Below are 25,500 nucleotides of genomic sequence, written 5' to 3'. Positions count from 1 at the left end.
GTGGATGAGTCGGTGCTGATCTACAACGGGGAGCGGCCGCACTTATCCCTGAAATACAAAACGCCCGATGCGGTGCATCAGGCGTTTTGAGACTCAAACAGGTGTAAACCTATTTCAGGACTAGACACGGTGCGTGGGGTTCAGGGACGCGCGGCGTGCCTCGACGGCCGGTACAGCAACAAGCAATACACGCCCAGGCAGATCAGCCAACAGAAAATCGCTGTCCACACATTGTGCGAAAAGAAGTGCGCGCCTTGCAGCATGCGGCTCACTGAAAAGACGCTGCCCAAGCCTGCGGCGAAGACAAATGCGTAGCGTGCCATGCGCGGCCGACGGTCACGCAGTGCAAAAAACCAGGCGAACAAGGCGAAGCCGGTAGCGGCATGACCCCCTGGCCAGCAACGTCCGGGTTTATCCGTAGGCGGGCGAGGGCTCAGCAGCGCGCTGTAGGTTTCCTGCCCTGCGAACTCCTTGAGGCTCCAGGGGCACTGCACGGCGGTGATGGTTTTCAGCGGTGAGACGTAGGCAGTCGCCAACCCCAGCGAAAGCACCAGACAGCCCAGTTCGCGACGGTAGGGTTTGAGCCTTTGTAAAATGAATGTGCCGGCAAACCCCAGAATTGCCAGCACCGAGAACAGGATCACCAACTGCTTGGCGCGGTCATGCAGGATGTCTTCGAGGAAGAAACTGTAACGACCGATAAATCCGCCATCCGCCGCGTTGTAGAAACGTTTGGCAAGGTCCATGTCCAGGGACGTCAGCTCCAGCAGAAGCAACACCAGTGCAGCGCCGGCCGGAATGCCCAGGCACAGCCACAGATTAAGCGGTTTGGAAACGGGCCCAGCGGCGCAGTTATTCATGGCTAGCCTTGGTAGGCATGCCCCGTACTGACCTGTACGGGGCAATGGTTTAGCGTGTGCTCAGGGCGGGCGCCTCCTCCTTGGGGGCCCTCCAACTCAGCAACTGTTGTTTGAACCCATAACTGGCGGCCTGGTAGTAGGTGATCGCCCGCTGGATCAACGGGTCATCGCTGCCCACTCGTAATTCCTGGCTTTCACCCAGCGCCTCGTCGTGGCGACGCAGCCCGAGGCGCGGGCTGAGGATCGCCAGGTCCTTGCCGTCAAACAACCCCAGGTGCTGATAGTTACCGACCACCACGCGCGCTGGCAGCGGGTTGTCTTGCAACAGGTTGCGACCAAAGAAGGTCGACTCGTAGCTCAGGTTGATCAGGCCCAGCAGTGTCGGTGCAAGGTCGATCTGGCTGGCCAGTTGAGCAGTTTCCCGGGCATCGATCAGTTTCGGTGCGTAGATGAACAACGGGATCTGGTAGTTGGTGATGGGCAGGTCTTCCTTGCCCGCGCTGCCGGCGGTGTGGTCGGCGACGAACACGAAGATCGTATTGTCGAACCACGGTTTCTGGCGTGCGGCCTCAAGGAACTGGCCGATGGCGTGGTCGGTGTACTTCACTGCACCGTCGCGTCCGTTGCCGGATTTGATATCGATGCGCCCGTCCGGGTAGGTGTACGGGCGGTGGTTGGAGGTGGTCATCAGTTGCAGCAAAAACGGCTGCTGCTTGGCGTAGTCGGCGTCTGCGAGCTTGAGGGTTTGGTTGTAGAGATCTTCGTCGGCCATGCCCCAGGCGTTTTTAAACGAGATTTCAGACTCGGGCACGCTGCTCTGGTCCACGACCCGATAGCCGTTGCCACTGAAGAACGCGTTCATATTGTCGAAGTAACCGCGCCCGCCATACACAAACACGCTGTCATAACCGATAGCACTGAGTTGCTGTCCCAGGCTGGCAAAGCCGCTTTCGCGACCAATGCGCTTGACGATCGAACGCCCCGGCGTGGGTGGGATTGCCAGGGTGATGGCCTCAAGTCCGCGGTCGGTACGGGTACCGGTGGCGTAGAAGTTATTGAAGTACAGGCTTTGCTTGCGCAGCGCATCGAGATTGGGCGTGAGGTTGCGTTCGTCGCCGTTGCTGCCCATGTACTTGGCGCTGAAACTTTCGATGGTCACCAGCACGATATTGGGTTTGCGCAGCGTTCCCGGGTTGGTGATGGCGCGACGGATATCCAGCGGATCGTTGCCGATAAAGCGGGCATTGGGCTCGCTGAGCTCGTTGCGCAATTGCTGGGCGACGACCTCTGTAGGCAAGGTCTTGTAGAACTGTGGGTAGTCCAGTTCGTTGTTACGGAAAGCGGCGAAGAACTGATAGGGGCCATTGCTGGCCAGCTCGTTTTTGTAGGCGTTGCCACCCTGAGTGCGTGGGCTGTCCTGGCTGATCAATTGCAGGCTGAGGCCGGCGACGACCAACAGCGCCAGCGCATTCACCATACGGCCGCGCATCGTCGGCAAGGGCGCATTCATTGTTGCGTTGAACGTCTTGCGCAAGGCCAGGCTCAGCACCAGGGCCAGCATCGCCAGCAGGCTCAGCAGCTTGCCGATCGGGTATGACTCCAACAGGTTGTTCAATACCTCGTCGGAATACACCAGGTAGTCAACGGCGATAAAGTTGAAGCGCACGCCGAACTCGTCCCAGAACAGCCATTCGGCAACGGAGGTGAACAGCATCGCAAACAGACTGACCGTGAGCACCGCTTGCAGGAACCAGCGGTGACCACGACGACGCCACAGACCGGGCGGGCATAGCAGCACATACAGCCCCAGCGGCAGCGCCGCATAGGCCAGGAAGCCCAGGTCATACAGCAAGCCCACCCCAAACACCGGCAGCAGATTGCCGCCGACTTCGTCCAGGTGAGTGAGGAGCAGCACGCTGCGCGTGAGCAAGAAAACCAGTAGCCAGGCACCGGTTACCAACAGCAAATAGCGCATAGGCGCTGTTTTGAGAAACCCCATGTCCATGTTCCTTATATCAATGGGTGGCGATCTTCACGCTGACACTGTAGTCAGTTTGTGAAGCTATAGTGAAAAACTCGTTCAACTCAAGAAACGGTTGAAAACCTTAATCGACGGGCCGTTCAGCTCTATCCCTGAGTCACACTTGGCCTTAAGCTGCGCGAGCCAACACGGCCGTTACCGCGTACGGAGACACTGCCCATGCGAATTTTATTGGTTGAAGACAACCGCGATATTCTGGCCAACCTGGCTGATTACCTGGGGCTGAAGGGCTACACCGTTGACTGTGCGCAGGACGGCTTGTCGGGCCTGCACCTGGCGGCCACCGAGCACTACGACCTGATTGTGCTCGACATCATGCTGCCCGGTATCGACGGCTACACCCTCTGCAAACGCCTGCGCGAAGACGCACGCCGCGACACGCCGGTGATCATGCTCACCGCTCGCGACCAACTGGATGACCGGCTGCAGGGCTTCAAGTCCGGCGCCGATGACTACCTGCTCAAACCGTTTGCCCTGTCGGAGCTGGCCGCGCGCATCGAAGCGGTGCTGCGCCGTGCCCAAGGCGGCGGACGCCGTGCCCTGCAAGTGGCCGACCTGAATTATGACCTCGACACACTGGAGGTCACCCGTGAAGGGCGTCTGCTCAAGCTCAACCCGGTCGGCCTCAAGCTGCTGGCGGTACTGATGCAGAAGAGCCCGCACGTGCTGCGTCGGGAAGTGCTCGAAGAAGCGTTGTGGGGCGATGACTGCCCGGACAGCGACAGCCTGCGCAGCCACGTCCACCAATTGCGCCAAGTGATCGATAAACCCTTTGCCAAGCCGTTGCTGCAAACGGTGCACGGCGTCGGCTATCGCCTGGCCGAGGGTCGTGATGGAGTTTAAGCAAAGCCTTGCCCAGCGGATCATCATTGCCTTTGCCCTGATGAGCGCGTTAGTGGCGGGGGCCTTCGCCATGGGCATCGTCGCCACCGTGCATCTGGTGGAAGAGAAGCTGATTTCGGCGGGTTTGGGTGGTGACCTGCAGCGGCTGCTGTTGATGGACAGCGTCGAGGACTGGAACCACCGGCCGGAGCCGGACCAGTTGTTCTACTTCAGCGGTGGTCCGGGTGATTTCGAGTTGCCCAAGGACCTGCGGCACCTGGAGCCGGGCTTTCATGAGGTGTTTCGCGAGTCGCTGTCCTACCACGCCATGGTCGAAGTGATCGACGGCCGTCGCTATGTGCTGCTGCAAGACCAAAGCGATTTCGAAGAGCGCGAGCGCGTGCTGTTCGCCGTGGTGCTGGTGGGCTTTGTGCTCAGCCTGGCGCTGGCGGTGTTCCTCGGCTGGGTGCTGGCGCGCAAAGTGATGGCACCGGTGGTGCGCCTGGCGCGCCAAGTGCGGCATCGCGACCAGTTGCTGGGCCTGGCGCCGCCCCTGGCGCCGGACTATGCCGCCGATGAAGTCGGTGAGCTGGCCGTGGCCTTCGATGCCACCCTGGGGCGCCTGCGCCAGGCGCTGTCCCGTGAGCAAATGTTTACCAGCGACGTAAGCCACGAATTGCGCACGCCCTTGATGGTGCTGGCCAGCTCCTGTGAGCTGCTGTTGGAAAACCCAGCCATCGACCAGCGCGGGCGTAACCAGGTGCTGCGTATTGCTCGGGCCTGTGAAGAAATGCGTGAACTGGTGCAGACCTTCCTGATGCTGGCCCGTGCCCAGCATAACGATGCGGCCATGTCGCCTCAGGTCACCCTGACGCAAGTGGCGGACGATTTGCTCGGCATCTGGCGTGAGCAAATCGAGCGCAAGGGCCTGGAGCTGATCTACCAGCCGGGCAACCCGCTGGACACGCGTTACAACACCACCTTCCTGCACGCGGTGATGGGCAACCTGTTGCGCAATGCCTTGCACTACACCGAGCACGGTTTTATCCGGCTCACACTTGAACCCAATGGTTTTGTGGTGGAGGACTCGGGGGTCGGCATTCCCGAAGACAAGCGCGAAGCGATGTTCGAGCCGTTCGTGCGCGGCAGCGAAAAGCGCGGTGAGGGCCTGGGGTTGGGTTTGTCACTGGTCCAGCGCATCTGCGAGAACCAGGGCTGGAGCGTCAGCCTCAGCACCATGGAGCCCAATGGCTGTCGCTTTCATGTCGAGTTGAGTCAGGTCAAGGCCTGACCGCTCACCCTGCCGCTATCCTGCCAGACATTCCCGTCATTCGGCGAAGATGGCCCCATGCTACTGAATGTGTCTGTAAAGTCTTGAAATGTATGGGATTGGACAGGACAAGTTTTTCACACACGGTTGACCTGTTGATCACAGTTCGCTGCCTAAGGTGGTAGGCATCAGTCACTGGAGACCTGTGATGTCTGACCCCATCAAGCTCGAATTTTCCGAAAAGTACGACGACGAACACGCCCACGAATATTTGCTCAAGCATCAGGACAATCTGGCCCGCCGGTTGTCCCACAAACGCGACGAGCAATTGGCCCGTGGCGCGCTGGCGATGGCGGGTGAGCCTGGCCTGGTGCTGGACTTGCCCTGTGGGGCGGGGCGCTTCTGGCCGTTGCTGGCGGAAAAACCCAACCGTGTGATTATCGGTGCGGACAATTCGGCATCAATGTTGAAGGTTGCAACCGTCGCCCAACCCGCGGATGTGGTGAAACGGGTACGACCCTTGCAGACATCTGCCTTTGATATCGATTTGCCGGATAACTCGGTCGACAGCATTTTCTGTATGCGCTTGTTGCACCACATTGGTGATCCGGCGCACCGACTGGCGATATTGCGGGAGTTTCAGCGTGTTACCCGCGACAGCGTGATCATTTCGCTGTGGGTCGATGGCAATTTCAAAGCCTGGAAACGCAAGCGCCTCGAAGATCAGCGGCGCAAGAAGGGTGAGCAGGAAGGTTACCAAAATAGATTTGTGTTACCGGCTGCTACTGTTGAAGCAGAGTTTGAGCAAGCCGGTTTCCGTGTCCAGGAGTCCCTGGACTTCATACCGCTGTACGCCATGTGGCGTGTGTATGTATTGCGCAAGAGGTAACAGGATGGCAGTTGAGTGCGTAGCAGGCAGTCACGTAACTCCCGAAGAAAGGTTTGACTATTTCTGGCGCCAACAAGGCGAATGGGTTGAAGAACCCAATCGTCGGCGCGGCGGTGAAAGCGGTGTGCAGCGGGTGATGAGCGCCAACGGGCGTCTGCTCTATAGCAAGCGCCAGACCGGCCATATCTACCGCAGTTGGCTGCATCCGTTTGGGCGCCCCACCGTGCTGCGCGAGCGTGATGCCCTCAAGGGCCTGCGCCTGCTCGATGTGCGGGTACCGGAACTGGTGTTCTGCGAGGCCCGCCGTGATGCCGAGCATCAATGGCAGGCGTTGCTGGTCACGGCGTCTCTCGACGGTTTCGACGAAATTGAAAACTGGTACTCGGTCGGTGGCCGTGAACGCTACGGCGAGCGGGTTCACGAGCGCGTACTCAAGGAATTGGCCGGCACCCTGGCGCGCATGCACAAGGGGCGTTGGCAGCATGGTTGCCTGTACATCAAGCATATCTTTGTACGGGTGACGGGCGAGGGCGACTCGGCCAACGTGGAAGTGGCACTCCTGGACTTCGAGAAGTGCCGTCAGCGAATGACCGCTCATCAGGCGGCATCCCATGACATGCGGCAACTGCGCCGCCATTCGTCGTGGAACGATAGCGACTGGGCAAAACTCAGCTACTTTTACGAGACGGCGTTTGGCAGCGCTATCAAGGGTTTAACCAAATGAAGCTAGAAATAGCACGAGGTGTGTTTCTGGTGGGGGCGTTAGGCGTTGCAGCCTTGGCCCTGGCCGCATGGGAGCAGCCTCGCACACAGGTACTCAGTGCGACGCAGGGCGGGGCGCAATGCCTGTTGCCGCGTGTCGCCAAGGCGAGTACGGCAGCCAAGCCTGATCATGAGTTGCTCCTGTTCATGTTCGGCATGTCTCAAGGGATGAGGCCGCAGAGTTGAAGCGATTGAAACCACCGGGAAAGGGCCTTGCGATGCGAGGCCCTTTTTTTTGCGAATGAATTCCAGCGGGGCGCGGCCTTCAGTCAGATCAGATGCAGGTGGTTATCCCAAAGCCCCGCCGGCAATTCCAACGGTTTCGCGACCAACTGCTTCTGGCGGCAATCGTAGAAACGGCACCGGCCCTGGCCCGATGTGACGACAAACCCATCCGCCACCGCACCGACGCCGGCGCAATCGGGCAACGGCCCGTCCAGGCGCAGTTCGCCGCTGTCCATGTCCCAGATAAAGAAGCGATTGCCACGCGGCGCCGTCAATGCCACCAGGCGCAACTCGCTGTGCACCGCGACGCTGGCGGTGTAATGCCCCATGGCCTGCAACTGCTCATCCGCCACCGGGAACGCCACGAACGGCTGACCCGGCCGCTTGATCGCCAGCAACTCGGAACGCTCCTGTGACGGCCCCATGAACTGTTGCCCGGTAAGGATGGTGCCATCGCTGGCGATGCCCATATGGCGCACGCTGTTCATCTGCTGGGCCAGGGTTTCCTTGCTGATCAGCGTGCCGTCGCGCTGCATCAACACCAGGCTTGGCTCCATGGCGTTGAGGTTCATTTCCACTCGGCTTTCGGCTTCGGTACGAATGCCGCCGTTGGCCACGATCAGCGTTTCGCCATCGGGCATCCACGACACCTGGTGCGGGCCGATGCCGTGGGTAGAAATCTCGCCGCTGTGCACCAGCCGCTCGCCTTCGAACTTATACACACCGAGCAAACCTCGGCCGGGATCGGACGTGTCGTTCTCGGTGGCGTACAGCCAGTCGCCGCTCTTGTGGATCACCGCATGGCCGTAGAAGTGGCGATTGGCGTTCGAGGTGATGGTTTGCAGCAACGCGCCATCACGCAGGTCGATCAGGTAACTCTCGGTGCCCGGACGACGGGCGACGAACAGCGCAATCGGCAGCGTCGGGTGGTTGATGATGTCGTGGCAGCGTTGGCCGACCTGGGTGGCAAACACTGGCTTGCCGTCCAGGTGATAACCCACGGCGTAGTGCTTGCCGTCTGCATCATCGCGCGCCGACAGCAGCAGCGGGCCCTTGTCTTTTTGCTTGAACAGCGTCCAGCCACCCAGCGTGAGTGCGCTGAGCAGCACGCTGCCAACCGCCAAAGCCTGTCGCCTGAGCATCATCAGTCACCGTCGTTGGCGTTAAAGCCCAGTTGAATGCCCAGCGCCTTGGCCAGTTCGCCTTCGTGCAGGCGGTGGACGACGTTTAGGCTGTCGTAGATGTCGTTGAGTTGCTGGCGCCCGGCGTCATCGTTCAACAGTTCGTTGAGGGTGCGCTGGTTGCTGGCGAACAGTTTCAGGGCCGCGGCGTAGGCGGCGTCGATCTTGTCGGCCAATGGCTTTTGATCCGACGGCAACAGGCCACGCAGGCCTTTGTTGTCGACGCCGACCCATACGGTCTGGGCGGCGGCGAGGCTGGCCTCCAGGCTTTGCAGGGACGACTGGCTGCGCCACGCATCGGCCTGGAACGGCTGCGGGATACCCTTGGTCTGGCGACCCATGGGCGTGCCGAGTTTTTTCTTCAGGCTGTCCAGTGCGGTCACTTGGACGCGCAGCAGATCGGCGATGGCTTCGTGGGAATCAGCGTAGCGCTGGTTCGGAAACTTGGTCATCTGCGCGAGCATGCCGTCGGTGCTGTTCCAAATGGCCAGGATCTCTTCGGCCAGGACTTTCTGGCGGTCGCCGATGGCCACTAACAGAGGGCAATAACGGGCTTTGTTCGCGTCGTCGGCGAGGTCGGTCTTGGCGTCGTAGAGGATGTATTCATAGGCCGACAGGCCTTGCACCACCACGCTGGACTTGGCCAGTGCGGCGCCGTCGATCTGCGGCTGGCTGGTGACCAGTTGCTCGACCTGGCGACCGACCAGGTTTTTCTTGTCCGGCCAGAACTGCACTTGCCAGGCACGGTTGCCCTCGGCCAGCGGGCCGATCAGCAGCGGCTGCAACTCGGCCCAGGCTTTTTGCGCGTGGAGGAAGTCGGCGCGGGCGGTGTCCAGGCTCTCCTTGCCCTGGCAGTAGGCAAGGGCGCTGACGGCCAACTGACGGTCGGCTTCAACCCAGCGGCTGTAGGTCGGCAGGATCACTTGTTTGGCGATCGCCGCCGAGGTCACGGCTTGCGGGTCTTGTGGCGAGCAGGCGCCCAGAGCAAGGGCGGCCAGGCTGGTGAACAACAACTTGGGACGGAACATGTCGAGCTCCCTTCGGTAAGTGGGGCGAAGCTTATAAAGAATTCAGGAACGCCAGCAACGCAGCGCGCTGTTCGGCATTAAAGGACAACACATGCTGCTGCGCCGCTTGGGCTTCACCGCCGTGCCAGAGCACGGCTTCGAGCAGGTTGCGGGCGCGGCCGTCATGCAGGAACTGGGTATGGCCACTCACGGTTTGTGTCAGGCCGATGCCCCACAATGGCGGCGTGCGCCAGTCGCGGCCACCGGCCTTGAATTCGCTGCGGTTGTCGGCCAGGCCATCGCCCATGTCGTGCAGCAGCAAATCGCTGTAGGGGCGGATCACTTGGTTGGCCAACTCAGGTTCGGCGGCATTCGCGGCGGTGGTGAACGTCGGCTTATGGCAACCCTGGCAACCGGCCTGGTAGAACAGGTTTTTCCCGGCCAGCACCTGCGGATCATTGACGTTGCGACGCACGGGCACGGCAAGGTTGCGGGTGTAGAACAGCACCAGGCGCAGGATGTTATCGCTGACTTCCGGCTCGCCATCGGCGCCATTGCCGTTGGGCGCCTGTTTGCAGGCCACTTGGGCGTCGGTGCAGTCATCGAAGGGTCTCAGGGACGTGGTGAGGCCCATATCACCAGAAAACGCGTGAACATTTTGTTGATTGAGGTTGGGTTGTCCGGCTTTCCAGCCAAAACGCCCGAGGACGGTTTTTTGCCGGGCGTCATCCCAGACCTGATTGGCCCGGCCGACGATGGCTTCTTTATCGGCGGTTTTCGGATCGGTGTTGCGCAGGATATCCGCGTCGCTGATCGCTTCGAGCAGGCCCAGGCCGATCATCGGCGGGGCGATGCGCGCCGAGACGCGGGTGTCTGGGTGCATTGGGCCGTAGCCGAGCTGGGTGATCTGCAGGTTTGGCTTGCGCAACTCGACGACGGTGCCGTCCTTGAACGTGACGTTGACCGGCGTGTAGTCGACCCGCACCTTGCCTTCCGGCGCCACGCCCGGCACGGCCATGTCTTGCAGTTGCCCGCCGTAGACGGGCTCGGGCACGACGCCCGCCTGCTCGATGAGCTTGGCGTAGAGCGGCTCATCGGGAATCGACAGGCGCACCAGCATCGACACCGCATTGGCCGCATCGGGCAGCGGCGGGTGGCCACGGCCGTCCTTGATATGGCAGTTCTGGCAGGCGTTGGTGTTGAACAGCGGGCCGAGACCATCGCGGGCGGTGGTGGTGGACGGCGCGATCACCCAGGGGTTGCGAAAGAAGCTGTTGCCGACGCTGAAGTCCAGGCGGCGCGTCGGCGACAGGTTGGCCGACGGCAGGGAAAATGCGTTCTGGTCGCGCTTGTTCACCGTCGTCGCGCCGCCTGCCCGCGATTCACCCGGCTCGGCCTTGGTGAATCTGGGGGCGTCATCGCACGCAGTCAGGCCCAGGGCCATGCATGCTACAGACAGACGAAGAAGCGAACGGAACATCAGGTTTCCTGAACGAAGGCGAAAAACAGGGTCACAAAGTTTAACAGGGCCGGGGGGAATGAATAAGAGCAATTATCGTTTGGTGGTAGCCGATTCATTCCCGCTAGAATGGCCACACATTTTTTTCTGGAGGTGGCCAATGCAGGCTCTCGACGCTTTGCTCAACCGTGTTTCCGTGCCGCGTTTGCTGGAGCCGGCACCGACCCAGGAGCAGCGCGACGTGCTGTTCGCCGCTGCCATGCGTGCGCCCGACCATGGTCAACTGCGTCCTTGGCGTTTCCTCACCGTAGAAGGCGCCGCCCGTGAGCAGATGGGTACGCTGCTGGCCGAGGCCGCACGCCTGCAAGACGCCGACGCCCCGCAAGCCGCCATCGACAAGGCCCAGAACGGCCCGTTGCGCGCCCCGCTGGTGGTGGTGGTGATAGCCCGTTTGCAGGAGCACTTCAAGGTGCCCAAGTCCGAGCAACTGCTGGCGGCGGCGTGTGCGGCCCATGGCATATTGCTGGCGGCGTATGCACAGGGGATTGGTGCGGTGTGGCGTACCGGGGAATTGTCGTACTCGGCCCATGTGGCCAAAGGTTTGGGGCTGACGGCGGATGAGGAGGTGATTGGCTTCCTTTACCTGGGCACCCCGCAGAACCCGCCGCGTACGGCAGCTAAAGAAGACCTGACGCAGTTTGTCAGTACCTGGACCGGTCTTTAAGACACAGGTGATCCAAAGGTGGGAGAGGGCTTGCCCCCACTTTTGATCTGTGGTGTTTCTTAAACCTTGAACTGATCCATGAGTTTCATCTGTTGGCTGGCCAACGCATTCAGTTGACTGCTGATAGCCGCCGATTCGGTAGCCTGGCCGGTCAGGGTTTCGGTCACCGTGCGAATCGCCGAGACGTTGCGGTTGACCTCTTCGGCCACCGCGCTCTGTTGTTCGGCGGCGCTGGCGATTTGCAGGTTCATGTCGCTGATCACCGTCACCGCATCGCTGATCTTGCCCAACGCCTGCACGGCGTGATGGATCTGCCCGGCATTGCTCTGGGCCTGGCTTTGGCTTGAGTGCATGGTCGCGACCACGCCACGGGTGCCGCTCTGGATGCGCTCGATCACCAGGCGGATTTCCTCCACGGAGTCCTGGGTGCGTTTGGCCAGGTTGCGCACTTCATCGGCCACCACCGCAAACCCACGGCCGGTTTCGCCGGCGCGGGCCGCTTCAATCGCCGCGTTGAGCGCCAGCAGGTTGGTCTGCTCGGCGATGCTGCGGATCACTTCCAGCACCGAACCGATCTGCTCGCTGTTGACCGCCAGGGCTTCGACTTCGCCCACTGCCTTGCTGACCTCTTCGGCGAGGGTGGTGATATCCCGCGTACTCTTTTCAATGATCTGCATGCCTTCACGTGCCGACTGATCGGCGCCGCGTGCCGCGCTGGCGGCATTGGAGGCGCTGTTGGCCACGTCGTGGGCGGTGGCGCTCATTTCGTTGGACGCCGTGGCCACTTGGTCGATTTCACGGAACTGCACCTGCATGCCTTCGCTGGTCTGACGGGCGATGGCTGAGGATTGATCCGCTGTGCCGCGGGCCTCGGTGATGCTTTGCTTGATCTGCGCGATAGTCGGTTGCAGCTTGTCGAGGAAGCGGTTGAACCAGTTCACCAGTTCGCCCAGTTCGTCTTTCTTGGCATAAGCCAGTCGCTGGGTGAGGTCGCCGTCGCCGCTGGCGATGTCCTTGAGCATGGCGGCGACGCTGTTGATCGGGCGGGTCACGCCGGTGGCGGTCAGCCAGATCAGCAGCAGGCCGAGCAGCGCTGCGGCGGCCGCCACCAGCAACGCTTTAAGCGTGCCAGCGGCCTGGGCATCGTCGAGCACGGCTTGCAGCTTGACGTTATCGGCCAGCATCACGGCTTTTGGCAGCTTGATCACCACGCCCCAGGACTTGGCATCGCTGATGGGCTTGACCGGGTACACGGCCCGGATGGTGTCGCCCTGTTCGCGGATCATGCGGCTGTCACTGGCCAGCAGTTGCACGATTTCCTTGCCTTCGGCGCCAAGGGTGTCGATCAGGTTCTTGCCGACCTTGGCCGGTTCGCCACTGTAGGCGGCGATCAAGCCGGTACTGGAGAGAATTTCCAGGTGTGCCGCGCCGTTGAACAGGTCTTTCTGCGCGGCATCGGTAGTCGCTTGCAGGGCGGTGAGGGCGATGTCGACGCCGACAATGCCAATGACCTTGCCGTCCACGATCAGCGGCAGGGAAATAGTGGTCATCAGCACGGGTTTGCCGGCCACCGTGTCTTCATACGGATCCAGCAGGCAAATGCTGCGGGTGTCGCGTGGGCAGGTGTACCAGATGTTGTAGGGCGTGCCGCTCAGGTTGAGGGCGGTTTTGTTGAGGTCGTCCTCGACCATGATGGTGTTCAGGCCTGCGCCACCGGCCCGGCTCCAGTAGCTGGAGAAACGGCCTTTTTCATTGGACACGCGGGCCTTGTCATCAATGAATTCGCTGTCCTTGCCATCCAGGCCGTTGGGCTCGAACGACAGCCAGATCCCCAGCACCTTATTGTTGCGCTCGAATGCGGTTTTTACGCTTTGGTTGAGTTCTTCGCGCAGGGCACCGGCGTCTAGGCCGCGATGGGTCCCCAGGTTGCGCAGGTCTTTGATCTGGTCAGCCAGGGCGGTCAACGCCACCTGGCTGTCGCCGAAGGTTTTCTGCAATTGCACGGCCTGTTCGGCGGCCTTGGCTTGCAGCAGCTGTTCCACGCTGGCGGTGAGCATTCGTGAGCTTGAATCGCTGACCAACTGATCGTTCTGGTTGGTGGTGTAGATATTGATGCCGACCACCAGCGCAATCACGCCCAGTAGGCAGAGCCCGGAGAGCAGCACGATTTTCAAGCGGATAGAGAGGGTGTCGAACATAGGTTCACTCACGAATGGACTTGTTGGAATGCACAGCACGGCCAAGTCCATTCAGCGCTATATCCGGAGCATCGGCGCGGTAGGAGGTTTCATGAGAGGGAGGCGATGAGCGGTAGGAAAATGCCTATACGCTGCGTTATACGGGCTGTGCGAGCCGTTCGGGGCGTGACCAGATCCACAGGTTGCCCAGGCCCATCCCGGCCATCGCCAGGTAGATCGGCCAGCCATGGTCGAGCATCACCAGCATCAGGATCGCGCACAGCAGCATGCTCACGGTGGCGCTGACTTTGGCCCGGCGGGCAATGATCTTGCCGTTGCGCCAGTTGAACAGGATGGGGCCGAACAGGCGGTGGTTTTCCAGCCAGGCGCTGAGGCGCGGCGAGCTTTTGGTCGCGGCCCAGGCGGCCAGCAGGATGAATTCGGTGGTGGGCAAACCCGGTATCACAATCGCCACCAGCCCAATGCCCAGGCTGACGTAGGCCAGCAGGCCGAACAGGATCTGCGCGATTTTCGAGGTGGATTGGGTTTTGCCGGTCATGGGTCGGGTATCAAAGAAAATCAGTTTGGAACGAGGGGGAAATGCAGGAGGGGCCTTGCCCCTCCCACAAAGTTGGCAGGCTCAGGCCACTTCAGGGGCGCTAGCGTACGCCTGTTCCAGCAACACGGTGAAGCGCACAAACGCATCCACCGCGCCTTTTTCCACCGCCGCTTCTTCTTCGGCGCTCAATTGCAGGCCGTCGAGGGTGCGGGTAAAGCTCTTCCAACCTTCAGCACGACCACCGGCCGGCTCACCCAGGTGGCGGGCCCCGAAGGTTTCGCTCAGGCCCAAGCCCACCGCACGCTTGATCAGGAATGCGGCGCCCAGCTTGGAACCTTCGGACACGAACAGCCAGCCCAGGGCTTGGGCTTTGCTCGGGTTGCTCACGGCACCGGCCACCGGCGCCGGCACGTCGGTGTCCAGGTCGGCGAGGTCCAGCTTGGCGGCTTCGGCGCGGCAGCGTGCGGCCAGGTCAGGGACGATCTTGATCAGTTCGGGATCGTTGTACAGGGCCACCAGTTCGGACTGGAACAGGTACTGCGCCACCACGAAACGGGCAAAGTTGGCCGGGGTTTCGAACGGGGCGTGGGCCTTCACCAGGGCATCGAGCTTGGTGTGTGGCTCGTTGGTGATCTGGTTCAGGCGCTGGGAGCGCAGGCTTGGGCGTTCAGCGGTAGAAGAAGCGGTCATGAAAAAGTCCTTGAGAAGGGGAGCGCCTTGGTGCCCGAAAGAGAGCTGTTATCAACTAGACGAACAAGAAGACGCGGCACAGTAAAAAATCCTCACCCCGCCGGTGAATAATTCCGGCGCGGCGAGGCGGCTGCCGTCAGATGTCCCAGATCACATTGATCGCAAAGTTGCGGCCGGGCTGGGTCAGGCGGTCGAGGTTGGCCGGGCCGGTCACCGCGGCTTCGCCGACGCTGTCGTAGCTGCGTACGTCGTCCCAGTTCCAATACTTCTTGTCGGTGAGGTTGTAGAGGCCACCGTTGAGGGTCACGTCGTTGGTGACTTTGTAGTAGGCCGTCAGGTCGATGACGCCGAAGCCGGGCGTTTTGAAGGGGGCGCTAGTGTCGCCGTCCGGAGCGTGGAAGGTGGAACTGTCAACGCGATTCTGTTTCTTCACCAGGGTCCAGCTCAGCAGGCCGCCGTAGTTGTCTTGGTCGTAGCCCAGGCCGAACACGCCTTTGAGCGGGTTGACGCTGTTCAGCGGTTCTCCGTTTTCGTCGTTGCGACCGTAGGCGTAGGAGACAGAACCCTGGGTGTACAGGCCGTGTGGCGCACCGAATGCGTCCAGGTTCAGGCGGCCCTTGGCTTCGGCACCTTTGATGGTGGCGCGCTTGATATTGACGGCCTGGAACTGCTCGACAGTGCCACCGACCACGGCGTTGTCTTCGTCGATAAAGTCGCGGTATTTGTTATAGAACACTGCGATCTCGAAGGAACCCTCGTCGAAATTGCCGCGAAGGCCGGTTTCGATTCCTTTGCTGGTTTCCGGCTTGAGGTCCGGATTGGGTTCGACGGTGTAGCCCAGGTTCAGGTTTTCAAATCGGCCGTACAGCGCCTTGGCGGACGGCGTGCGGAAACCTTCGGCGTATTGGCCGAACCAGGTGTATTGATCGGTCAGCGCGTAGGTCAGGCCAAACTTGGGTGTTACGCGGTGCCAGGTTTTTTCCTTGTCGCTGACAGAATCCGCACCGGTAGGGTTCACCGTATTAAGGAATTCCTGGGTGAGCTTGGGCTTGAGCTGGGTGTAGTCGTAGCGTACTGCGGGCAAGAAGGTCCACTTGTTCCAGGTGATCTGGTCCTGTGCAAACAGCGAATACGTATTGATGGTCGGGTCTGGGAAATCGCTGGATTTCTTCACACTGTCGGTGGCGATTGGGCTGGGTGCTCCAATGGCGGTGCAGCCACTGCCGACGGCCACGCAGGTCGCGCTGCCTTCGCGCGAACCCGTCACTTTTTGTTGCTTGAGCGTGGTGCCGTAGGTTACTTCGTGGCCGGTTTCACCGAGGCTGAACGCTTTGTCCAACTGCGCATCGAAGATCCACTGTTTTTCCTGGTAAAGCGTGTCGCGGGTGCGCAATACGCGACGCCCAGACTGATAGATCTCGGCTGTGGTCTGGTCGGTCTTGGCGATCTGGTAATTGAAGCTGGTCTTGATGCGGTCAGCTATGGGGGACTCAAGGGCGAAGGTGTTTTCCAGGCCGAAACGTTCACGGGTAATTGTGTCGTTACCCCGACGGTCTCGGTAGAGGTTAAAGCCTCTGCCACCGATAAACGGGCCACCCACCGCGTTCTTCAGGTTGACGTCTCGATCATCCTTGTACTTCTCATAAGTCAGGCCCAGACGGTTGTCATCGCCATAGTTCCAGCCGAGTTTCGCCAGGACATTGGTGGTGCGCGCTTCTTCCGGGTTGGCGCCAGTGCGGTTCAGGCCGGTGGCGTTGTTGCCGTCATAGGATTCGGTTTCATGGCCATTGCGCTGGCTCAGGTGCAGCAAACCGTCGAAGTCCTGCACGCGGCCGGCAAAGGTGCCGGAGGTCAGCCAGCTTTCGTCGGCGGAGCTGTAGCCGGTCTTCAGGCGGGCGCCGACGTCCTGGCCGGGCTTGATGATGTCATCCGGGTCGAGGGTGAAGTAGCTGACGGCGCCGCCGATGGCGCTGCTGCCGTAGAGCGCCGAGGCCGGGCCGCGCAGGATTTCCACGCGCTTGACGATTTCCGGATCGACATAGTTGCGACGGGTCTTGGCGTAGGGGCCGTTGAAGAAGTTGTCCGGCACTTCCACGCCGTCCACCTGGGTGAGGATACGGTCGCCATCGATGCCGCGGATATTGAAGCCGGCGTTACCTGCACGGGTGCCGGCGCCGCCCACCGAGACGCCGGGCTCGTAGCGCACCAGCTCACGGATGTTATTGACGTTCTGGCGGTCCAGCTCTTCGCGCTCATGCACGCTGACGGTGCCTGGTACGCTGTTTACGTCCTGCTCGTTACGGGTGGCGCTGATGGTCACCTGTTGCAGATTGAGGGTGCTGCCGGCTGCGCGCTTTTCCAGCACGATGTTGTTGCTGCCCAGTTTGCGGTAGCTCAGGTTGGTCCCCACCAACAGCCGGTCCAGGGCTTTTTCCGGCGACAACGGGCCGCGTGCACCAGGGGACGACACGCCCTGGCCCAACTCTGCTGGCAGGCCGACTTGCCAGCCGGTCACGGCGGTAAAGGCATTGAGGGCCGAGACCAGCGGCTGCTGTTCGATGCTGAAGGTGTAGTTGCCCTGGCTGCGCGAAACCGGTTCGGCGGCGGTGGCGGCCATGACCGGCGCGCTGGCCAGCAGGATGGCGGCGGTCAACAGGGATAGGACGGGCGAAGAAGACCGGCGGTTGAAACGAGAGGACATCGAGAGCGCTCCGGGTACGAATCTTATAGTTGCGAACCGAATCAAATAGGAATCAGTTGCATTGGCTAAGACGAGACGTACCGCCGAAGGTTATCGAGTAAAAATAATTCTCATTTAGTTCAGGATGACCAACGCCGGGTATTCCGACAGCTTGGCCGAGGTGATGTGCGCCAGGGAGCGCACCACGTCCAGCGGTTGATCGAGCCGGTAATTACCGGTGACCGCGACGCTGGCGAGTTGGTCGTTGGTGTTGACGATCCAGCCTGGGTAATAGCGGCGCAACTCGGCGAGCACCTCGCTCATCGGGCAGTTTTCGAAAATCAGCCGGCCTTGCACCCAGGCCAGTTCCTTGCTGGCATCCAGCTTGGCCGGCTGGCCGAAGCCTTTGGGGCCGATGCGGATACTTTCACCAGCGCGCAGGCGTACACGGGCGTCGTCGAACGTGTTGCTCAGGTCCACATCGCCGCGCTGCACCTGCACCTGGGCCTCGCCATTGAGGTAACGCACGGCGAAGGCGGTGTCGCGCACGCTGGCGCGCACCGGGCCGGCGTCGATTTCCAGGGGCTGGCCATGACTGGGCGCGATCTCGAAAAAAGCCTCGCCCTGGTACAGGCGGGCGATGCGCTGTTGGTCCTTGATGCTGCTGGAGAACGCCGAGTTGGTGTTCAGCAATACTTTCGAGCCATCGTCCAGTTGCAGGCGCTGGCGTTCGCCCACCACGGTCAGGTGATCGGCTTGCAGGCGTACTGGCAGATTGCTGAAGCTGAACAGGCCAATCAGCAGCACAGCGGCGGTGGCCAGTGGTTTCCAATGGGGTTTGATCCGGCGCCAGGCGCTGGGCTTGCGTGGCGCGGCCAAAGCTATGGCAGCACTGTGCACGGGCGCGCCACCCCAGGCGGCCTGGGCCTTGGCGAAAGCCTGGACGTGGGCCGTGTCGTGGGCCAGCCAGGCTTCAAACTCGGCCTGCTGCCCGGGCTGCGGGCACTGCAAGGCGATCAGCCAGTCGAGGGCCTGGTCCATAGCCGTGTCTTGCAACACCTCATGAGCCAGCTCATGGGGGCGCAGTTTATTCGGGTCCGTCACGGTGTGCCTCGGGTCTTCGCCACGTTTTATTCATTAATCCTACAGCCTGGGTCGACACTTCTGTCGGGTGCAGCTTAAGGCCGATCCAGCCGTTCGGCCACACCTACGCAGATGGCCATGATCAATTTCAGTTCCTTTTGCACGGTGCTCAAGGACACGTCCAACTGATCGGCGATCTCCTGGTAGCTGCACCCGTGCAGGCGGCTGAGGATGAAAATCTGCTGCTGGCGGGCGCTCAACTGGCCCAGGCTGATGCTCAGGTGTTCAAGCAGTTGCTCGGCCTGGGTCGCATCTTCGGGGGTGCTGATGGGCGCTGCGACGCTTTGCAGGATGTCGAACGGGACATCTTCCTGCAGCGTTCGGGCCTGAATCCTGCGCGAACGCAGATGATCCAACGCCAGATTGCGCGCGGTTTGGTAGACGAAAGGTTCAAGGTGATCGATCGGCCGCTCGCTGAGGGCCCGGGTGACGCGCAGGTAGGTTTCCTGCAACAGGTCCTCGGCGGTGCTGGGGTTATTCACCATCCGCTGCAAGGTGCGTAGCAGAATCACCCGTTGGGTGAGAAAGACTTGATTGAAGCGAGATTGGCTCACAGTGATACCAGACCGATTTGCAGTTAATGATAATGCTTATCATCAACTGAAATGGCAAGTGGCTATTTCTGCAGGCCTGCATCGATCAAATGTGGGGGGGCAAGCCCCTCCCACATAAGCTCATCACAAGACGGGTTTACTCGGCGTTGCACAACGCCAGGCAGTTATCCAGCATGCGGTTGGAGAAACCCCACTCGTTGTCATACCACGCCAACACTTTGAGTAACTTGCCACTTACTTTGGTGTGATTGGCGTCGAAAATCGACGACAGCGGGTTGTGGTTGAAGTCACTGGATACCAGCGGCAGTGTGTTGTAACCGAGGATCTTCGAGTGCCGGCTGGCTTCCTTGAGCAGCGCATTGACTTCTTCGGCGGTGGCTTCTTTCTTCAGTGTCACGGTGAGGTCCACCAGCGACACGTTGATCACCGGCACCCGCACGGCCATGCCGGTCAGTTTGCCCGCCAGTTCCGGCAGCACCAGGCCGACCGCTTCGGCGGCACCGGTCTTGCTCGGGATCATGTTCTGGGTGGCCGAGCGCGCGCGGTACGGGTCGGTGTGGTAGACGTCGGTCAGGTTCTGGTCGTTGGTGTAGGCGTGGATGGTGGTCATCAGGCCGCTTTCGATGCCCAGCTCGCGGTGCAGCACCTGGGCGACTGGCGCCAGGCAGTTGGTGGTGCACGAGGCGTTGGAGATGATCTGGTGGGATTGACGCAGAATGTCGTGGTTCACGCCATACACCACGGTAGCGTCCGCGCCCTTGGCCGGTGCCGAGATGATCACCTTGCGCGCGCCGGCGCTAATATGGGCGGCAGCCTTGTCACGGTCGGTGAACAGACCGGTGCATTCAAAGACCACGTCGATCTTGTGTGCAGCCCATGGCAGGTCGGCCGGGTTGCGAATGGCACTCACGGCAATCCGGTCACCGTTGACGGTCAGGCTTTCCTGATCGTGAGCGACCTCTGCGTCGAATGTGCCATGTACGGTGTCGTATTTGAGCAGGTGGGCATTGATCGAGCTGTCGCCCAGATCGTTGATGGCGACGATCTGCAAATCCTGGCGGTAGCCTTGGGTATACAGTGCGCGCAGGACATTACGGCCGATACGGCCAAAACCATTGATTGCGATACGAAGAGTCATTGGAGAGTGCCTGTCGTCGATTTGTTGTAAGAATTACAAGATTATTCGCATAAAAATAGAAAACAAGCCTTTTTAGTGGCAATATTTTGTTCAATCTACAACGAGTGACCTGAATCAACTGGTCCGATGATTTAAACGACACCCTGCCATCCCATGAGCTGCGGGCGTTTGATCAGCATAGACACTCAGGTCGCCACATCCGTTAGCCTGGAGTTCTACACATGCATCCCCGCGTTCTTGAGGTCACCGAACGGCTTATCGCCCGCAGCCGCGCCACCCGCGAGGCTTACCTTGCGCTCATTCGCGGCGCCGCCAGCGACGGTCCGATGCGCGGCAAGCTGCAATGCGCCAACTTTGCCCACGGCGTGGCCGGTTGCGGCACTGAAGACAAAAACAGCCTGCGCATGATGAATGCCGCCAACGTGGCAATTGTTTCGTCATATAACGACATGCTTTCGGCGCATCAGCCGTACGAACATTTCCCTGAACAAATCAAGAAAGCCCTACGCGAAGTCGGCTCGGTCGGCCAGTTCGCCGGTGGTACGCCCGCGATGTGCGACGGCGTGACCCAGGGCGAGCCGGGCATGGAGCTGAGCCTGCTCAGCCGTGAAGTGATTGCCATGTCCACGGCGGTAGCGCTGTCCCACAACATGTTCGACGCCGCACTGATGCTGGGCATCTGCGACAAGATCGTCCCCGGCCTGATGATGGGTGCGCTGCGCTATGGCCACCTGCCGATGATCTTCGTGCCGGGCGGCCCAATGCCGTCGGGCATCTCCAACAAGCAGAAAGCCGATGTGCGCCAGCGCTATGCCGAAGGCAAGGCCACCCGCGAAGAGCTGCTGGAATCGGAGATGAAGTCCTACCACAGCCCCGGCACCTGCACGTTCTACGGCACCGCCAACACCAACCAGTTGCTGATGGAAGTGATGGGCCTGCACTTGCCGGGCGCCTCGTTCGTCAACCCGTACACGCCGCTGCGTGACGCCCTGACTCGCGAAGCCGCGCATCAGGTCACGCGCCTGACCAAAGCCAACGGCAACTTCACGCCGATCGGCGAGATCGTCGACGAGAAATCCATCGTCAACTCTATCGTCGCCCTCAACGCCACCGGCGGCTCCACCAACCACACCCTGCACATGCCGGCCATCGCCATGTCGGCGGGCATCATCCTCACCTGGGACGACATGGCTGACCTCTCCGAGGTAGTGCCGACCCTGTCCCACGTGTATCCAAACGGCAAGGCCGACATCAACCACTTCCAGGCGGCGGGCGGCATGTCGTTCCTGATCCGTGAGTTGCTGGAAGCCGGGTTGCTCCACGAAGACGTCAACACCGTAGCCGGCAAGGGCCTGAGCCGCTATATCCAGGAACCGTTCCTGGTCGACGGTGAGCTGGTCTGGCGCGACGGCCCTATCGAAAGCCTCGACGAAACCATCCTGCGCCCGGTGGCTCGCGCGTTCTCGCCAGAAGGTGGCCTGCGCGTGATGGAAGGCAACCTGGGGCGCGGCGTGATGAAAGTCTCCGCCGTGGCGCTGGAACATCAAATCGTCGAAGCACCGGCTGTGGTGTTCCAGGATCAGCAAGACCTGGCCGACGCCTTCAAGGCTGGCCAGTTGGAAAAAGACTTCGTCGCGGTGATGCGCTTCCAGGGGCCGCGCTCCAACGGCATGCCGGAATTGCACAAGATGACGCCGTTCCTTGGCGTGTTGCAGGACCGTGGTTTCAAGGTGGCGCTGGTGACAGACGGGCGTATGTCCGGCGCGTCGGGTAAGATCCCCGCCGCGATTCACGTCAACCCCGAAGCCCAGAGCGGCGGGCCACTGGCGCGGGTGCGCGATGGCGATATCATTCGTGTGGATGGCGTGACCGGCACCTTGGAGCTTAAGGTGGACGCCGAAGCATTTGCAGCGCGCACGCCTGCCACGGGCCTTCTGGGCAATAACGTGGGAGCCGGTCGCGAGCTGTTTGCATTTATGCGCTTGGCCGCAAGCTCCGCAGAGCAGGGCGCCAGCGCCTTTACCTCTGCCTTGGAGACGCTTAAGTGAAGTTAGCGCTGGTCGGTGATATCGGGGGCACCAACGCCCGTTTTGCAGTGTGGCGAGATTCGGCGCTGCACTCCATCCGGGTGCATGCCACGGCGGATTACCCAAGCCCTGAAGCGGCGATCATGGTCTATCTGAAGGAAGAAGGCCTGGAAATCGGGGACATCGGTGCGGTGTGCCTGTCGGTGGCCGGGCCGGTGAGCGGCGATGAGTTCAAGTTCACCAACAATCACTGGCGCTTGAGCAAGACGGCGTTTTGCAAGACGTTACAGGTGGATGAACTGCTGCTGGTCAATGATTTCTCGGCCATGGCCCTGGGCATGACCCGCCTGCAGCCCGACGAATTCCGCGTGGTCTGCGAAGGCACGCCGGAGCCGTTGCGCCCGGCGGTGGTGATCGGGCCGGGCACTGGCCTGGGCGTCGGCACACTGCTGGACCTTGGTGCTGGTCGTTACGCGGCGTTGCCAGGGGAGGGCGGCCATGTCGACCTGCCCCTGAGCAGCCCGCGGGAAACCCAGCTGTGGCAGCACATCTACACCGAAATTGGCCACGTCAGCGCCGAAACGGCGTTGAGCGGCGGCGGCTTGCCGCGTTTGTACCGGGCGATTTGCGCGGTCGATGGTCACGCGCCGGTACTGGACACACCCGAAGCCATCACGGCGGCAGGCCTGGCTGGCGACCCGGTGGCGATGGAAGTATTGGAACAGTTCAGCATTTGGCTGGGCCGGGTTGCAGGCAATAATGTACTGACCACCGGTGGGCGCGGTGGCGTGTACATCGTGGGCGGGGTGATACCGAGGTTTGCCGACTTCTTTATCGCCAGCGGTTTCGCCAAAAGCTTCAGTGACAAAGGCTGCATGAGCGACTACTTCAAAGGCATTCCGGTGTGGTTGGTGACCGCGCCGTATTCCGGGTTGACCGGGGCGGGTGTGGCATTGGAACAGGCATTTGCTTAGGCAGTGATGGCCTCATCGGGGGCAAGCCCCCTCCCACATTTGGAACGCGTTCAAAATGTGGGAGGGGGCTTGCCCCCGATAGGGCCATCAAGAACACCCATAACAACAAGGAGGACCCCGTGAGCGTAATCAGTAAATCGATTCTCCTCGTCGACGACGACCAGGAAATCCGCGAATTGCTGCAAACCTACCTCAGTCGCGCCGGTTTCCAGGTGCGTGGCGTGCCGGATGGCGCGGGGTTCCGCCAGGCGATGAACGAGGCGCCGTGCGACCTGGTCATCCTCGATGTGATGTTGCCGGACGAAGACGGCTTCAGCCTCTGCCGCTGGATTCGCCAGCATCCGCGCCAGGCGCAGGTGCCGATCATCATGCTCACCGCCAGTTCCGACGAAGCCGACCGTGTGATCGGCCTGGAGCTGGGCGCCGATGACTATATCGGCAAACCGTTCAGCCCTCGCGAGTTGCAGGCGCGGATCAAGGCCCTGTTGCGCCGCTGCCAGTTCGGCCAGGAGCGCAGTGGGAATGCTGATGTGCTGGTGTTCGATGAATGGCGCCTGGACATGATCAGCCACCGCCTGTTTCACGTCGACGGCGAGGAAGTGATCCTCTCCGGTGCCGACTTCGCGCTGCTCAAGTTGTTTCTCGACCACCCGCAACAGATTCTCGACCGCGACACTATCGGCAACGCCACCCGTGGCCGCGACCTGATGCCGCTGGACCGCATCGTGGACATGGCAGTGAGCCGGCTGCGCCAACGCCTGCGCGACACCGAAAAACCCCCGAGGCTGATCCGCACCGTACGTGGCAGCGGTTATCAACTGGCAGCCAGCGTGGTTGCCGGCAATGTCCAATGAGCCGGTGACCGAACGCCGTCGCCGCTTCCCGGTACCGCGCTCGCTGTTGGGGCGCATGCTGCTGTTGACCTTGCTCGCGGTGTTGTTCGCCCAAGCGTTGTCCAGCGTGATCTGGGTCTCGCAGTTGCGCGCCACCCAGCTTGAGGGCCTGGTCACCAGCGCCCGCAGCCTGGCGCATTCGATGACCGCCAGTGTGAGTTACTTCCGTTCGTTGCCCGTGGCCTATCGCCCGCTGGTCCTGGACCAATTGCGCAGCATGGGCGGCACCCGGTTTGTAGTGACCCTCAATGACCGCCCGCTGGACATGCAGGTCTTGCCCGAAACCCCGCGCAAACAGGCGGTGCTGGTGGCGGTGGACGAAGTGCTGCGCCAAACCCTGGGCGCCGACGTGCATATCTCGGTGGAGTTCGTCAGCGCCGAAGACCTGCGCATCTTCAACGCCGGCCTCAAGCTCGATGAGCTGCCGCGTTCCTGGGCCCATTACGCACTGACCCTGGAACCGGTAAACCCGCCGGTGCTGGTGACCCAGATCCAGCTCGCCCCCGGCGAATGGCTGTACATCGCTTCGTTGCTGCCTGAGCCTTACACCAGTCTTGAAGAACAGGGCCTGCCATCGCAGCAGGTGTGGTTTATCGTACTGACCAGCGGTTTTCTGCTGTTGTTTATTGGCCTGCTGGTGCACTGGCAAAGCCGGCCGCTCAAGCGCCTGGCGCGGGCGGCGCGGGATATGTCCCTGGGCGCCGACGTAGAACCTGTGGCCGAAGGTGGCGGTAGTGAAGTGGTGGAAGTGGGACGCGCATTCAATGCCATGCGCGAGCGCATCAGCCGCTACCTGACCGAGCGCAGCCAGCTGTTCAGCGCGATTTCCCACGACCTGCGCACACCGATCACCCGTCTGCGCCTGCGCGTGGAGCTGCTGGAAGACGAGAATCTGCAAACCAAGTTCGGCCGCGATCTGGATGAGTTGGAACTGCTGGTGAAGGGCGCGCTGCAATGCGTGAAAGACACCGATATCCACGAGAACATCCAGCCCGTCGATCTGAACCATGTGCTCGAATGCCTGGTGGAGCCTTATGTTGCGCCCAACGGCAACGGCCGCGTGACCCTGAATGGCGCTGCATTGGTGGCCTATCCGGGCAAGCCGCTGGCGCTCAAGCGTTGCATTGGCAACCTGATCGACAACGCCTTGAAGTACGGGCAGAACGCGCATTTGCATGTCGAGGATGATGGCGCGGAATTTGTCCTGCACGTCGACGATGAAGGTCCTGGCGTGCCGGAGCAGCGCTTGGAACAGGTGTTCGAGCCGCACTTCCGCCTGGCCGGGCAGCAGCAGGGCTACGGGTTGGGTCTGGGGATTGCGCGCAATATTGCCCACAGCCATGGTGGCGAGGTGAGCTTGCAGAATCTGCGCGAGGGTGGGTTGCGGGTCACCTTGCAGCTCCCGCGCACCCTGGACTGAAAAAC

The 25,500-nt window shown here is 61.2% G+C and carries 22 protein-coding genes and 1 pseudogene; 10 read left to right on the top strand and 13 right to left on the bottom strand.

The window, feature by feature from the left end:
• Positions 1–140 precede the first annotated feature (140 nt).
• Complete coding sequence (locus NDJ82_RS26310) at positions 141–860, bottom strand: phosphatase PAP2 family protein (protein WP_158877146.1); 720 nt, start codon at positions 858–860, stop codon at positions 141–143.
• Between the two features lie 49 nt (positions 861–909).
• Positions 910–2,859 (bottom strand): LTA synthase family protein, encoded by a 1,950-nt coding sequence (locus tag NDJ82_RS26305; protein ID WP_112196627.1) that lies wholly within the window; start codon positions 2,857–2,859, stop codon positions 910–912.
• Positions 2,860–3,060: 201 nt separating this feature from the next.
• Between NDJ82_RS26305 and colR the strand changes: the two genes are divergently transcribed.
• The 5 genes from colR (at position 3,061) to NDJ82_RS26280 (ending at position 6,830) form a co-directional block, all read left to right on the top strand.
• Positions 3,061–3,744: a two-component system response regulator ColR gene (gene colR / locus NDJ82_RS26300; protein ID WP_027605482.1), complete on the top strand. Its 684-nt coding sequence runs from the start codon at positions 3,061–3,063 to the stop codon at positions 3,742–3,744.
• On the top strand, positions 3,734–5,014 hold the full coding sequence (locus tag NDJ82_RS26295) for a sensor histidine kinase (protein WP_099585552.1): 1,281 nt from the start codon (positions 3,734–3,736) through the stop codon (positions 5,012–5,014). Before colR ends, NDJ82_RS26295 begins: the two co-directional genes overlap by 11 nt.
• 187 nt (positions 5,015–5,201) lie before the next feature.
• Entirely contained in the window at positions 5,202–5,882 is a 681-nt protein-coding gene (locus tag NDJ82_RS26290; protein ID WP_099585551.1) for a class I SAM-dependent methyltransferase, read from the top strand.
• A 4-nt stretch (positions 5,883–5,886) separates the two neighbouring features.
• On the top strand, positions 5,887–6,606 hold the full coding sequence (locus NDJ82_RS26285; RefSeq protein ID WP_250926597.1) for a lipopolysaccharide kinase InaA family protein: 720 nt from the start codon (positions 5,887–5,889) through the stop codon (positions 6,604–6,606).
• Entirely contained in the window at positions 6,603–6,830 is a 228-nt protein-coding gene (locus NDJ82_RS26280) for a hypothetical protein (RefSeq protein WP_099585549.1), read from the top strand. Before NDJ82_RS26285 ends, NDJ82_RS26280 begins: the two co-directional genes overlap by 4 nt.
• 83 nt (positions 6,831–6,913) lie before the next feature.
• Here the strand turns inward: NDJ82_RS26280 and NDJ82_RS26275 are convergent, their stop codons facing one another.
• The 3 genes from NDJ82_RS26275 to NDJ82_RS26265 are packed head-to-tail and all read right to left on the bottom strand — an operon-like array spanning position 6,914 to position 10,501.
• Positions 6,914–8,011 (bottom strand): DUF1513 domain-containing protein, encoded by a 1,098-nt coding sequence (locus NDJ82_RS26275; protein WP_099585633.1) that lies wholly within the window; start codon positions 8,009–8,011, stop codon positions 6,914–6,916.
• Between the two features lie 2 nt (positions 8,012–8,013).
• Positions 8,014–9,078 carry an imelysin family protein gene (locus NDJ82_RS26270; RefSeq protein ID WP_250926596.1) on the bottom strand — a complete coding sequence of 355 codons (1,065 nt, stop codon included), beginning with the start codon at positions 9,076–9,078 and terminating at the stop codon, positions 8,014–8,016.
• A gap of 31 nt (positions 9,079–9,109) precedes the next feature.
• On the bottom strand, positions 9,110–10,501 hold the full coding sequence (locus tag NDJ82_RS26265) for a di-heme oxidoreductase family protein (protein ID WP_400530344.1): 1,392 nt from the start codon (positions 10,499–10,501) through the stop codon (positions 9,110–9,112).
• A 175-nt stretch (positions 10,502–10,676) separates the two neighbouring features.
• On the opposite strand from NDJ82_RS26265, the gene NDJ82_RS26260 reads away from it, so the two are divergent.
• Positions 10,677–11,240: an NAD(P)H nitroreductase gene (locus tag NDJ82_RS26260; protein WP_099585546.1), complete on the top strand. Its 564-nt coding sequence runs from the start codon at positions 10,677–10,679 to the stop codon at positions 11,238–11,240.
• A 59-nt stretch (positions 11,241–11,299) separates the two neighbouring features.
• Here the strand turns inward: NDJ82_RS26260 and NDJ82_RS27805 are convergent, their stop codons facing one another.
• The 8 genes and pseudogenes from NDJ82_RS27805 to gap all read right to left on the bottom strand — a co-directional run bounded on the left by NDJ82_RS27805 (position 11,300) and on the right by gap (position 20,181).
• Positions 11,300–12,055, bottom strand: coding sequence for a methyl-accepting chemotaxis protein (locus NDJ82_RS27805; protein ID WP_371926541.1), 756 nt, complete (start codon positions 12,053–12,055; stop codon positions 11,300–11,302).
• A gap of 102 nt (positions 12,056–12,157) precedes the next feature.
• Positions 12,158–13,297: pseudogene (locus NDJ82_RS27800) on the bottom strand (methyl-accepting chemotaxis protein); the annotation flags it as partial.
• A gap of 277 nt (positions 13,298–13,574) precedes the next feature.
• Entirely contained in the window at positions 13,575–13,976 is a 402-nt protein-coding gene (locus tag NDJ82_RS26250; protein ID WP_099585544.1) for a YbaN family protein, read from the bottom strand.
• A gap of 81 nt (positions 13,977–14,057) precedes the next feature.
• Complete coding sequence (locus tag NDJ82_RS26245; RefSeq protein ID WP_099585543.1) at positions 14,058–14,666, bottom strand: biliverdin-producing heme oxygenase; 609 nt, start codon at positions 14,664–14,666, stop codon at positions 14,058–14,060.
• 136 nt (positions 14,667–14,802) lie between these two features.
• A complete protein-coding gene (locus NDJ82_RS26240) occupies positions 14,803–17,367 on the bottom strand; it encodes a TonB-dependent receptor (protein WP_250926594.1) in 2,565 nt (854 codons plus the stop codon).
• A 114-nt stretch (positions 17,368–17,481) separates the two neighbouring features.
• Positions 17,482–18,450 (bottom strand): FecR family protein, encoded by a 969-nt coding sequence (locus NDJ82_RS26235; protein WP_250926593.1) that lies wholly within the window; start codon positions 18,448–18,450, stop codon positions 17,482–17,484.
• A 74-nt stretch (positions 18,451–18,524) separates the two neighbouring features.
• Positions 18,525–19,043, bottom strand: coding sequence for an RNA polymerase sigma factor (locus tag NDJ82_RS26230; RefSeq protein ID WP_250926592.1), 519 nt, complete (start codon positions 19,041–19,043; stop codon positions 18,525–18,527).
• A 136-nt stretch (positions 19,044–19,179) separates the two neighbouring features.
• Positions 19,180–20,181, bottom strand: coding sequence for a type I glyceraldehyde-3-phosphate dehydrogenase (gene gap, locus NDJ82_RS26225; RefSeq protein WP_250926591.1), 1,002 nt, complete (start codon positions 20,179–20,181; stop codon positions 19,180–19,182).
• Between the two features lie 221 nt (positions 20,182–20,402).
• Here gap and edd point away from each other — a divergent pair, with 221 nt between their 5' ends.
• The 4 genes from edd to NDJ82_RS26205 all read left to right on the top strand — a co-directional run bounded on the left by edd (position 20,403) and on the right by NDJ82_RS26205 (position 25,495).
• Positions 20,403–22,229, top strand: a complete 1,827-nt coding sequence (gene edd / locus NDJ82_RS26220) for a phosphogluconate dehydratase (RefSeq protein ID WP_191947323.1) — start codon at positions 20,403–20,405, stop codon at positions 22,227–22,229.
• Positions 22,226–23,182: a glucokinase gene (locus NDJ82_RS26215; RefSeq protein WP_250926590.1), complete on the top strand. Its 957-nt coding sequence runs from the start codon at positions 22,226–22,228 to the stop codon at positions 23,180–23,182. Before edd ends, NDJ82_RS26215 begins: the two co-directional genes overlap by 4 nt.
• Before the next feature lie 119 nt (positions 23,183–23,301).
• Positions 23,302–24,036 carry a response regulator gene (locus tag NDJ82_RS26210; RefSeq protein ID WP_099585536.1) on the top strand — a complete coding sequence of 245 codons (735 nt, stop codon included), beginning with the start codon at positions 23,302–23,304 and terminating at the stop codon, positions 24,034–24,036.
• On the top strand, positions 24,026–25,495 hold the full coding sequence (locus NDJ82_RS26205; protein WP_112196619.1) for an ATP-binding protein: 1,470 nt from the start codon (positions 24,026–24,028) through the stop codon (positions 25,493–25,495). Before NDJ82_RS26210 ends, NDJ82_RS26205 begins: the two co-directional genes overlap by 11 nt.
• Positions 25,496–25,500: the final 5 nt, after the last annotated feature.

It is taken from the genome of Pseudomonas sp. SR18 (assembly GCF_023701505.1).
GTDB classification, from domain to species: Bacteria; Pseudomonadota; Gammaproteobacteria; order Pseudomonadales; family Pseudomonadaceae; genus Aquipseudomonas; species Aquipseudomonas cyclaminis.
Note: the sequence above shows the minus strand (reverse complement) of the source record. Positions and strands in the feature narration are given on the sequence as shown.